We start from the raw sequence: 11,808 nt of genomic DNA on the forward strand, positions 1-11,808 counted from the left end.
CGGATCTGAAAGCCGTGTGGCGCGAAGAAGCTGGAGATAAAGGCCCGATGGGCGATTTCATTCATTTACGCATTCATACAGAATTTTCTCTGGTTGACGGACTGGTAAAAGTCAAACCTTTGGTCAAAAAACTGGCCGATATGGGGATGCCTGCTGTGGCGGTGACAGACCAGTCCAACATGTGTTGCCTAGTTAAATATTACAAGGCCGCCTCTGGCGCTGGCGTGAAGCCGGTGGTCGGCGCAGATGTCTGGGTTGAAAACCTGGATGACCCCTTGCTCCCATTTCGGCTTACTTTATTCGCTCGCAATGAAACCGGCTACCGTAACCTGACGGAACTCATATCCCGTGGTTTTACCGAAGGGCAGTCTCACGGTCGCGCCATTTTGAAGAAAGACTGGATCGGCGCTCAGGCGGAAGGCATGTTGGCGATGTCCGGCGCTAAATATGGCGATGTTGGTCAGGCGTTGCTGGCGGGTAAGCCGGAGCTGGCGCGCGAACGGTTGGCCTTTTGGATGGAAATGTTCCCGGATGCGTTTTATCTGGAGCTGCAGCGCACGGGGCGGGTTAATGACGAAGAGTGCGTACACGCCTCTGTGGAGCTGGCGCTGGAAACAGGCTGCCCGGTGGTGGCCACCAACGATGTGCACTTCCTTGAGCGTGATGACTTTGAAGCTCATGAAGCGCGAGTGTGTATCCACGAAAGCCGCACTTTGGACGATCCGCGTCGGGAGCGTCGCTTCAGCGAAGAGCAGTACCTGAAAACAGCGGAGGAAATGCGAGAGTTGTTCTCGGATATTCCTGAAGCGATCGAGAATACGGTGGAAATCGCCCAGCGCTGCAACGTCAGCTTGCGTTTGGGCAAATATTTCCTGCCGAATTACCCCATACCGGAAGGAATGACCATTGATGAGTTCTTCATCAAAGTCTCGGAGGAGGGGCTGGAGGAGCGGTTGGCCACTCTGCTCAGGCAAGATGATCCAGAATACGGCAATAAGCGCCAAAGCTACTATGACCGGCTCAAATTTGAGCTGGATATCATCACCCAGATGGGGTTCCCCGGATACTTCCTCATCGTTATGGACTTCATCAAGTGGGCCAAGAATAACGGCGTGCCAGTGGGACCGGGACGGGGGTCCGGCGCAGGCTCCCTGGTGGCCTACGCGCTAAAAATCACCGATTTGGACCCTCTCGCCTACGACTTGCTGTTCGAGCGATTCCTTAACCCGGAACGGGTGTCGATGCCTGACTTTGACGTCGACTTCTGTATGGAAGGTCGGGACCGGGTTATCGCATACGTGGCTGAAGCATACGGTCGTAATGCGGTGTCCCAGATTATTACTTTTGGAACCATGGCGGCGAAGGCGGTAGTGCGGGACGTGGCGCGGGTGCAGGGGCGTCCTTACTCCATGGGCGACCGTCTGTCCAAGCTGATTCCTTTCGAAGTGGGCATGACTCTGGCCAAAGCCTATGAACAGGAAGAACCGCTGCGGGAATACCTGACCACAGATGAAGAAGCGGCGGAAATCTGGGAGATGGCGCGCAAGCTGGAAGGCGTGACCCGTAACGTTGGTAAGCACGCGGGTGGCGTGGTGATCGCCCCAACCAAGCTGACCGACTTTGCGCCTTTGTACTGTGATGAGACGGGCTCGGGCCTGGTGACTCAGTTCGATAAGGACGACGTAGAATCGGCAGGTCTGGTCAAGTTCGACTTCCTGGGGTTGCGTACGCTGACCATCGTTGATTGGGCGGTAGATATCATTAACCGCCAGCATGCGGAAAAAGGCCAGCCGCCGCTGGATATCAACTTCATTCCTCTGGATGACGCGCCTACGTTCAATTTGCTCAAGCATGGTGAAACCACCGCGGTGTTCCAGCTTGAATCCCGCGGAATGAAAGAGCTTATCCGGCGCCTGATGCCGGACTGCTTCGAAGACATCATCGCTCTTGTGGCCCTGTTCCGTCCGGGGCCGCTGCAATCGGGCATGGTTGACGACTTTATCAACCGTAAGCATGGTCGCGCGGAGCTGGCGTATCCTCACCCGGATTATCAGTTGGAGTCCTTGAAACCGGTCCTGCAGCCTACCTACGGCATCATCCTGTATCAGGAGCAGGTCATGCAGATCGCCCAGGTGATGGCGGGATACACACTTGGCGGCGCGGATTTGCTGCGTCGTGCGATGGGTAAAAAGAAACCCGAGGAAATGGCCAAGCAAAAGGAAATCTTCGTAGAGGGGAGCATCAATCAGGGGATTGGGCAGGACCTGGCGGAAAAGATTTTTGACCTGGTGGAAAAGTTTGCGGGTTACGGTTTCAACAAATCGCATTCCGCCGCCTACGCTTTGGTGTCTTACCAGACTGCATGGCTCAAGTGCCACTATCCTGCGCCGTTCATGGCGGCGGTGCTTACTGCGGATATGCAGAACACCGACAAAGTGGTGACGCTGGTGGAAGAGTGTCGGCGCATGAAGCTGGACTTGGTGTTGCCGGACGTCAATAACAGTAGCTATACCTTCACTGTCGACGATAAGCATCGCATCGTTTACGGTCTGGGCGCGGTAAAAGGGCTGGGGGAAGGCCCTGTGCAAAGTATTCTGGACGCCCGCGAAGAAGGCGGCCCCTTCCGTGACCTGTTCGACTTCTGTCAGCGCGTAGATCTGCGCAGGGTCAACAAACGCGCGCTGGAAGCGCTAATTCGCTCTGGCGCCATGGATAAGCTGGGGCCGAATCGCGCTCGTATGCTGGCGTCCATCAACGAAGCTGTGCGCCGCGCGGACCAGCACTCCCGCAATGAAGACGCCGGTATGCTGGACCTGTTCGGCGAGGTAGTGCCGGAAACGGACCCGAATCCCTACAGCGCGACGGAAGGTATGCAGGAGTGGAGCGATAAAGAGCGTCTGAAATTAGAAAAGGAAACTCTGGGTCTTTACCTGACCGGGCATCCATTCGATGAGTACGAGCAGGAGGTGCGCCGTTTCGTGCGCACTCCTATTTCGGAGTTGCGTCCTGGCAAGAGTCCGCAGAATGTCGCGGGCCTAGTGGTGGCGGTGCGCACCATGAAAAGCAAGCGCGGCGGTTACATTGGCTTCGCGACGCTGGATGATCGTAGCGGTCGTATTGAGGTGACGTTTTTCTCCGACGCTTATGAGCAGGCCAAAGAGATGTTGCACAATGACCGTATTCTGGTGATTGAGGGCGTGGTCGGCGAGGATGACTATTCTGGTGGGCTTTCTGTCCGGGCGAAATTGACCTCGGATATCGGTCAGGCGCGACTGAAGTTCGCCAAAGAGCTTATTCTCTTTGTACACGAAAAAGACTTTAATAACGGCTTTATTGACGAACTGGGCGGCGTTCTGGGAGAACATCGCGCCGAAGGTTGCCCGGTTTTGATCAATTATGAAACGGAAACGGCCCGCACCAGACTGCGTCTGGCGGAAGATTGGCGGGTTAATCCAAGCGATGAATTGATTCAGGGGCTGCGATATTTGTTGGGCAAGGAGCGGGTGCAACTGCGTTACAGTTAACCCCTCGCTTGTATTCGACAAGGCATGTAAAGACATGCGCGTCAGCTCAAGCTCAAGAGACATAGCCGAGCAAGAAAAAACTATGAGTAAGCATGAAAAGCAGATGAACCCTTATTATCTCGACTTCGAACAGCCGATCGCCGAGCTGGAGGAAAAGATAGAGGAGTTGCGTCTGGTTGGTAACGACAGTGAGTTAAATATCACTGACGAGATCAACCGTCTGAAATCCAAGAGCGTGTCGCTCACGGAAAATATATTTGCGGATCTGTCCTCCTGGGATATTTCCCGGCTGTCCCGTCATCCCAAGCGTCCTTATACGCTGGACTATGTGCGGATGATTTTCGAAGATTTCGACGAGCTGCATGGCGATCGTAAATACGCGGACGATCTGGCTATCGTTGGCGGCATCGCCAGACTGGATGATGAGCCCGTTATGATCATCGGGCATCAGAAAGGGCGTGAGATCAAAGAGAAAGTGAAGCGTAATTTCGGTATGCCGCGCCCTGAAGGTTACCGCAAAGCGCTTCGACTGATGGAAATGGCCGAGCGTTTCAAAATGCCGATCCTGACCTTTATCGATACTCCAGGGGCCTATCCTGGCATCGGCGCGGAAGAGCGCGGTCAAAGTGAGGCGATTGCGTTTAATCTGGCGGTCATGTCCCGCTTGAAGACGCCGATCATCTCCACGGTAATCGGCGAAGGCGGTTCCGGCGGCGCTTTGGCGGTTGGGGTTTGTGATCGTTTGATCATGCTGCAGTACTCTACTTACTCCGTCATCTCTCCAGAAGGTTGTGCTTCCATTTTGTGGAAGAACGCCGAATACGCCGCCAATGCGGCGGAAGCGATGGGTATCACAGCCAAGCGTCTCGCCGAGCTGGGCTTTGCGGATAAGGTGCTGGATGAGCCTCTGGGCGGCGCGCACCGTAACCCTGAGCTGATGGCGGGCCATATCAAGGCGGCGCTGAAAGACTCATTGGGTCAATTGCTGGAAATGGATGCCGAGGAACTGGTTGCAGAGCGGTATAAGCGCCTGACTTCCTATGACCGCTTCCTCTAATACTTCCCATGACGCCGCCGATATTGAGCGGCGTCTTCTCCTGGCCCTGCGAAGGGCGCCTGAATCTTCCCTGTTGTACATCGCCTATAGTGGTGGTCTGGACTCCAGCGTGTTGTTGCATGCCGCGCTTCGCGCATGGCCTGCTGGCGTGGCGATTGAGGCGATACATGTCCATCATGGACTCAGCCCGAATGCAGACGCCTGGTTGGCGCACTGTCGCCAGCAGTGTCAAGACTTAGACGTATCGCTTCATGCCCATAGGGAGAACGTCGCGCGTGACGGCGCCGGACTTGAGGCCGCCGCCCGCAATGCCCGTTACCGCCTGTTTGAACACTATCTTTCTAAGCGCCCCGGCGCGCTGCTGTTGCAAGGTCATCATCAGAATGATCAGGCGGAAACTATCTTATTCAGGCTGCTCAAAGGGCATGGCGTTAAGGGCCTGGCAGGTATTCCCTATCAGCGTGGCCTCGGGAAAGGAATGTTGGTGCGGCCGCTGTTGGGCTATACCCGGCTGGAACTTGAGATTTTGGCTCAGCATTGGGGTTTGCATTGGGTAGAGGATGAAAGCAACGCGGGCTCTGTATTTGACAGGAATTTTCTTCGTAACGAAATAATCGGGCCGTTGACTGCAAGGTGGCGCGGTGCGGTAGCTATGATCGCTGAAAGCGGGCGACGGATGTCCGAGGCTTCCAAATTGTTGGATGAGTTGGCTGAGATCGATTTGAACTCCTGTGTGGCGAGCGCGGATGAGCCGGAGCTGGAGATTAGGGTGCTGTCGAGTCTGTCGCTTCATCGTCGGAAGAACGCGCTGCGCTATTGGCTGCAATCCGTGGGGTTAATTGCTTCTGAAGTTGATTTGTCTGAGATCCTTGCGCAGATGTTGGGGGCGGAGTCCTCTCGGCAGCCAGCCTATCAATTAGGGAGCTGTGTTTTGCGTCGTCACGGCGGAAAGCTCTATGTCACAAAGAAGACTGAGGCGCCTCCGCCAGGATATGAAGCGATTTGGAGTCTGCCTGAACCATTGCAGACTCCGGTTGGTTTGCTGGTTGCCGAGAAAGTCGTAGAGGGCATAAGGGCTCCTCGTACTGATGAAAAAGTTGTTGTTAGATTTCGTCGTGGAGGGGAGAGCTTTCGACCCAATGGACGAGGCGGCTCCTGCCCTTTAAAAAAGTGGTTGCAAGAGCGTAATGTTCCCCCTTGGCGACGAGACAGTATTCCCTTGATCTTCTTCAACGAAGAGTTGGTCGCCGTTGTCGGCTATGGCGTCGCAGAGCCCTTCGCTGCTGCCGGCGAAGCCTGGCTGCCCTTGCTGTGCGACTGAATACACTGGAGACGTCTTATACCCCCCCCTTTATTGCGCTCGACTGTCGCCAACCTTGAGCCAGTATTGGCTTCCACTGGGTGTAGACTCCGGTAGATAGGGATTCTCAAGAACAAACAACTTTCTTCCGCTTAGATTGGCTCTCTCCAGCATGCTTTGGTGGTGAGAGAGAAAAAGCTGGTCAAAAGCGCCTTTTGCAATGGCCTTCTGTAAACCGGTTTCTATGCGTTGTGCGAGTTTCTTGTTTGACTTGTTCACTACAAAGTAAACGGGCAGGGGGTAATACAGGAGGATGGAGTCTTCTACTTTTAGCTCTGGGAGAAATGGATGTCGCTGCTCATACTCATCCCAGGCTTCATTTATACCCCGGGGAAAATAGTCGAACCGCTCAGTGATAAGCATTTTGAAGAGCGCTTCATAGTCTGAGCTCAACTCAAGGGGAATATTGTTCGCCTTCAGTACATGAACGTCGGGCCAGTCATGGCCAAAACCGGCAGTCAGGGACTTTAACTCGCTGAGTGTGCTGATGGCGTGGAAGCGGCTCTGATCGGACTGCCGAATCAGAAAAACGCGATATCCCAACGCCCCCTTAAGTAAGGGAATGCGAATAGGAAGAAAGTTTTCATCAAGAGAACCGTTTTCCGGTCTCCAGATGATATCGATATTGTATCCTTGGCGCAGGAAGATCTCGTTACGGGTCTGAGACGCTCTAATTGGGGCGTCTTCGATTTTATAGGCTCCGTGAGAGTCGAGAGTCTCTTCAAGGACCAGCTTCAAAAGCTGTTTGGGGTACTCATAGCGAAGATCCATTTCGGACTCGGGAACAGGGTACCGCACCTTGGTTATCTCTGAGGCGTCGACAAAGAGAGAAAAAGTCAGAAGTAGAAGAACTCCAGTTATTCTTGATAGAAAAAGAGAAAATGACGACGCCTTGGTAACGTCTGTTGTCTCAGGTTGCCTATACAGGATGGAGCTGGCCATAGTTGAAGTATAGCCAGTTGGCCGGAAACAGCTCGAATGTCTCCTTATAACGCTCACTTTCCATGGTCGCAGCGGCCGAAGGCGCTGCATCAATTCGGGCAAATCATCGCATCATTCATTGAGATACCCCCCTGTTTCTGTTACTCTGGCGTCCCATCTTTGAGATGAATATCTCCCTCCTTTCCGATTAACATCTGTTACACCAACGGGTTTTGCATGACGCGCTATATATTCGTCACAGGTGGGGTTGTTTCTTCCTTGGGGAAGGGCATCGCATCCGCATCTTTGGCCGCTATCCTTGAAGCACGCGGACTGAAAGTCACCATCCTGAAACTGGATCCTTACATCAACGTGGACCCGGGCACCATGAGCCCCTTCCAGCACGGAGAGGTCTTCGTCACTGAAGACGGCGCGGAAACGGATCTTGACCTTGGTCACTACGAGCGGTTTATCCGCACGACCATGACCAAACGCAATAACTTCACTACTGGTCGCGTATATGAAACCGTGTTGCGCAAAGAGCGTCGCGGCGATTATTTGGGCGGCACGGTGCAGGTCATTCCGCACATTACTGACGAAATCAAGCGCCGTATCGTGGAAGGCGCTGGCGATGCGGACGTGGCGCTGGTTGAAATCGGCGGCACAGTGGGAGATATCGAATCGCTGCCATTTCTCGAGGCCACTCGTCAGTTGAAAGTGGAGGTGGGCTCCAAGCGCGCGCTATTCATGCATTTGACCCTGGTGCCTTATATCGCTACCGCCGGTGAGGTAAAGACCAAGCCGACCCAGCACTCAGTCAAAGAAATGCGTTCGATAGGCCTGCAGCCGGATGTTCTGGTATGTCGTTCTGAGCATAGTATTGATCAATCATCCCGTCGCAAGATTGCACTGTTTACCAACGTTGAAGAACGTGCGGTTATTGCGCTTGAGGACGCCAAATCCATTTATTCTATCCCTATGATGCTGCATGCGCAGGGCCTGGATGAGATTATCGTGGAGCGTTTCGGGCTGGAATGTGGGCCTGCTGACCTCAGCGAGTGGCAGAATGTTGTCGACAATGAAGCCAATCCTGAGCATGAAGTCACTATCGCCATGGTCGGTAAGTACATGGAGCTGTTGGACGCTTATAAATCCTTGATTGAGGCGTTGAAACATGCAGGTATTCGCAACAAAACCAAGGTGAATATTCGTTATATCGACTCCGAACAGGTTTACCAGCAAGGCGTTGATTTGCTCAAAGGCGTTGACGCGATTTTGGTGCCGGGCGGCTTTGGTGAGCGTGGCGTGGAAGGCAAGATTCAAACAGTCCGCTACGCCCGCGAGAATAAAATTCCTTATTTGGGTATTTGTCTGGGGTTGCAGGTTGCGGTAATCGAATACGCTCGTCATGTGGCGGGCATGGAGGATGCGCACAGTACTGAGTTTAATCCGAAATCCGCTCATCCGGTTGTAGGCTTGATCACTGAGTGGCAGGATGCGAGTGGCAAGACCGAGCAACGTAACGAGGCCTCTGACCTCGGCGGAACTATGCGTTTGGGTGCGCAGGAATGTAAGCTGGTTGAAGGCTCCACGGTGCGTGATTGCTATGGCAAGGGGCTGATTCAGGAGCGTCATCGACATCGCTATGAGGTGAATAGTAACCTTGTGCCGCGACTGGAAGAGGCTGGTTTGCAGGTTGCGGGCTGGTCTCAAGACGGTTCTTTGGTGGAAGTGGTTGAAGTAAAGGACCATCCTTGGTTCGTCGCCTGTCAGTTCCATCCAGAGTTCAAGTCGACGCCCCGTGATGGGCACCCATTATTTGAAGGGTTTGTCCGCGCAGCGCTGGAGAATGCTGACGGAAAGTAGGCGATTCAATGTATTTTGTTCCATGAGCAAAAGTTGAGGGTTATTTGAGAGGCCGCTTTTGCTAAAATAGCGGCCTTTTCATTTTATGGCCCAATGCAACCCCGGGCGTTAGATGGGGATGCTCAAAAATAAGGTTGAATACATGTCAACTAGAACTGTGAAAGTGGGCGGTATTGATATCGCAAATGATCGTCCCTTTGTTCTGTTCGGTGGTATGAATGTGCTGGAATCCCGTGATCTGGCTCTTCAAGTCGCAGAATCCTATGTGAAAGTCACCCAGAAGCTGGGCATTCCATACGTCTTTAAAGCCTCTTTCGACAAAGCCAACCGCTCTTCCATCAGTTCCTATCGTGGTCCAGGCCTGGATGAAGGCCTCAAGATTTTTGAAGAGATCAAGCGTACTTTTAATGTCCCGGTCATCACGGATGTGCATGAGCCACATCAGGCGCAACCGGTAGCGGAAGTGGCGGATATTATTCAGTTGCCAGCTTTTTTATCCCGTCAGACAGATCTGGTTGCTGCGATGGCGCGGACTGGACGTCCGGTTAACATCAAGAAGGCCCAGTTCCTTGCGCCTCAGGAAATGAAACATATTCTGAGCAAGTGTGAGGAAGCTGGAAATGATCAGCTGATCCTCTGCGAGCGCGGCTCGTCGTTTGGCTATAACAATTTAGTCGTCGATATGCTTGGCTTTGGCGTTATGAAGCAATTTGGTTACCCGGTATTTTTTGACGTGACGCACTCACTGCAGATGCCGGGTGGACGGTCGAGTTCAGCTGGCGGTCGCAGGGAGCAAGTCGTGCAACTAGCCCGCTCAGGAATGGCTGTTGGCTTGGCGGGATTGTTCCTGGAGGCGCATCCTGATCCTGATGTGGCGAAGTGTGACGGCCCCTGCGCGTTGCGCTTGTCTCAACTCGAACCATTTTTGGCTCAAATGAAGTCGCTGGACGACTTGGTCAAACAATTTCCCAATATTGATACTGCGTGAGGAAGGGTGGGTTGTCTTGGTGTAGAAACGGTCAATAGACTGTTTTCTAAATACTACTGATGACTTCAATAACCACAATAATTATTAATTCCGAAACATTACCAACTGTTACAGGAGAAATTGAGATATGGCTGAAATAGTAGATGTGCGCGCCCGAGAGGTGCTCGACTCTCGCGGTAATCCTACCGTTGAAGCGGATGTAGTGCTGAAGTCTGGCGTTGTTGGTTCCGCATGCGCGCCGTCAGGGGCTTCCACAGGTTCTCGTGAAGCCTTGGAGCTACGCGATAAAGATCCGGCGCGCTACATGGGTAAGGGCGTCTTAAAGGCCGTTGATGCTGTTAATACTTCTATTCGTTCTGCATTAATTGGGAGGGATGCAAGAGAGCAGCGTGAGCTGGATCGCGTCATGATTGAGCTGGACGGCACAGAGAATAAAGCCAATTTGGGCGCTAATGCGATTTTGGCGGTATCTTTGGCGGCTGCGAAGGCGGCGGCGCAGGAAAAAGGCGTGCCTCTCTACGCCCATATTGCTGACATCAATGGTACGTCTGGTCAGTACTCTATGCCTGTGCCAATGATGAACATTCTTAATGGCGGTGAGCACGCTGACAATAATGTAGACATTCAGGAATTCATGGTTCAGCCCGTAGGCGTCGCCAGCTTTCGTGAGGCGTTACGTGTTGGTGCGGAGATTTTTCACAACCTGAAAAAGGTTCTGCACGATAAAGGCTTGAATACAGCGGTTGGAGACGAAGGTGGCTTTGCGCCTAACTTGCCTTCCAACGAAGCTGCATTGGCGGCGATCGAAGAGGCTGTCACTAAAGCGGGTTATAAGCTGGGTTCAGATATAACTCTGGCGTTGGATTGCGCATCTTCTGAGTTCTATAAAGACGGTCAGTACAACCTTGCTGGCGAGGGCAAGGTGTTCTCTTCTGAAGAGTTTGCTGATTATTTGGGGGACCTGTCGCAACGCTATCCAATCGTCTCTATAGAAGATGGTATGGATGAAAGTGATTGGGACGGCTGGGCGGCTTTAACCAGAAAGCTTGGAGACAAGGTGCAGTTGGTTGGCGATGACCTGTTCGTCACCAACACTAAGATTCTGAAGCAAGGTATCGATAAAGGAATTGCTAACTCCATTCTGATTAAGTTTAACCAGATCGGTAGCCTGTCCGAAACGTTGGACGCCATCAAAATGGCCAAGGATGCTGGTTTTACTGCGGTAATTTCTCACCGCTCCGGTGAAACGGAAGATACAACTATTGCTGACTTGTCTGTCGCTACTAGCGCTGGGCAAATCAAGACGGGCTCATTGTGTCGTTCGGATCGTGTAGCGAAGTACAACCGTTTGCTGCGAATTGAGGAAGAGTTGGCGGGCAGCGCACCATATCGTGGCCTTAAAGAGATCAAAGGCCAAGGCTGATTGCTGTTCAGAAAGGAGGGCCCAGGCCCTCCTTTCTTGTTGTTAGGGTACCGCTAACGAGTAAAGTGAATTTTTTTCAATAAAAGTGAAAGAATGGAGTTGACGGGAAAAAGGATGTGCGTATAATGCGCCCCACTTCGACGGGGAAGCCGTTCGGGGGGAAGGGAAAAGAGCTGGTTCGAGAGAGTCGGCGGCGCTAAAAAGGAGTTGACACAGAGGTTTGAAAGTGTAGAATGCGCGCCTCGGTCGGAGAGGTTCTCCGAAAGAGAAAGTTCTTTAAAAAGTTAATCAAGCAATTTGTTGTGGGCGCTAACTGAGGCGGATCTGGAAAAGATTAAGTCTTAAGTTAGTGACTCGTACAATTCATGAGTGAGCAATCACTCAAGAGTACAGTAGTTTTAACTTGAGCAAGATTAAGAATCTTATTGATTCACACTCTTTAAACTGAAGAGTTTGATCATGGCTCAGATTGAACGCTGGCGGCAGGCTTAACACATGCAAGTCGAGCGGTAACAGTCCTTCGGGAGCTGACGAGCGGCGGACGGGTGAGTAATGCATAGGAATCTGCCTGTTAGAGGGGGATAGCCCGGGGAAACTCGGATTAATACCGCATACGCCCTACGGGGGAAAGCAGGGGATCTTCGGACCTTGCGCTAACAGATGAGCCTA

General features: G+C 52.7%; 7 protein-coding genes and 1 rRNA gene (1 of these 8 cut by a window edge). 7 read left to right on the forward strand and 1 reads right to left on the reverse strand.

The window, feature by feature from the left end:
* Nucleotides 1-47 precede the first annotated feature (47 nt).
* The 3 genes from dnaE to tilS all read left to right on the forward strand — a co-directional run bounded on the left by dnaE (nt 48) and on the right by tilS (nt 5,902).
* Nucleotides 48-3,524, forward strand: a complete 3,477-nt coding sequence (dnaE, locus tag AC2IBB_RS10675; protein WP_486333947.1) for a DNA polymerase III subunit alpha — start codon at nt 48-50, stop codon at nt 3,522-3,524.
* A 103-nt stretch (nt 3,525-3,627) separates the two neighbouring features.
* Entirely contained in the window at nt 3,628-4,581 is a 954-nt protein-coding gene (gene accA / locus AC2IBB_RS10680) for an acetyl-CoA carboxylase carboxyl transferase subunit alpha (protein ID WP_486333948.1), read from the forward strand.
* A complete protein-coding gene (gene tilS / locus AC2IBB_RS10685; protein WP_486332843.1) occupies nt 4,565-5,902 on the forward strand; it encodes a tRNA lysidine(34) synthetase TilS in 1,338 nt (445 codons plus the stop codon). The genes accA and tilS overlap by 17 nt, the downstream gene beginning before the upstream one ends.
* Nucleotides 5,903-5,932: 30 nt before the next feature.
* Here tilS and AC2IBB_RS10690 read toward each other — a convergent pair whose 3' ends face one another.
* Entirely contained in the window at nt 5,933-6,712 is a 780-nt protein-coding gene (locus tag AC2IBB_RS10690; RefSeq protein ID WP_486332844.1) for an amino acid ABC transporter substrate-binding protein, read from the reverse strand.
* Nucleotides 6,713-7,099: 387 nt separating this feature from the next.
* Between AC2IBB_RS10690 and pyrG the strand changes: the two genes are divergently transcribed.
* From pyrG to AC2IBB_RS10710, 4 genes are all read left to right on the forward strand, one after another.
* Nucleotides 7,100-8,728 (forward strand): CTP synthase, encoded by a 1,629-nt coding sequence (pyrG, locus tag AC2IBB_RS10695; protein ID WP_486332845.1) that lies wholly within the window; start codon nt 7,100-7,102, stop codon nt 8,726-8,728.
* A gap of 142 nt (nt 8,729-8,870) precedes the next feature.
* Nucleotides 8,871-9,716, forward strand: a complete 846-nt coding sequence (gene kdsA / locus AC2IBB_RS10700; protein ID WP_486332846.1) for a 3-deoxy-8-phosphooctulonate synthase — start codon at nt 8,871-8,873, stop codon at nt 9,714-9,716.
* 127 nt (nt 9,717-9,843) lie between these two features.
* Nucleotides 9,844-11,139: a phosphopyruvate hydratase gene (gene eno, locus AC2IBB_RS10705; RefSeq protein WP_486332847.1), complete on the forward strand. Its 1,296-nt coding sequence runs from the start codon at nt 9,844-9,846 to the stop codon at nt 11,137-11,139.
* A gap of 441 nt (nt 11,140-11,580) precedes the next feature.
* Nucleotides 11,581-11,808: ribosomal RNA gene (locus AC2IBB_RS10710) — 16S ribosomal RNA — on the forward strand; it runs 1,307 nt beyond the window's last position.

Source organism: Hahella sp. NS-SX17 (assembly GCF_057367735.1).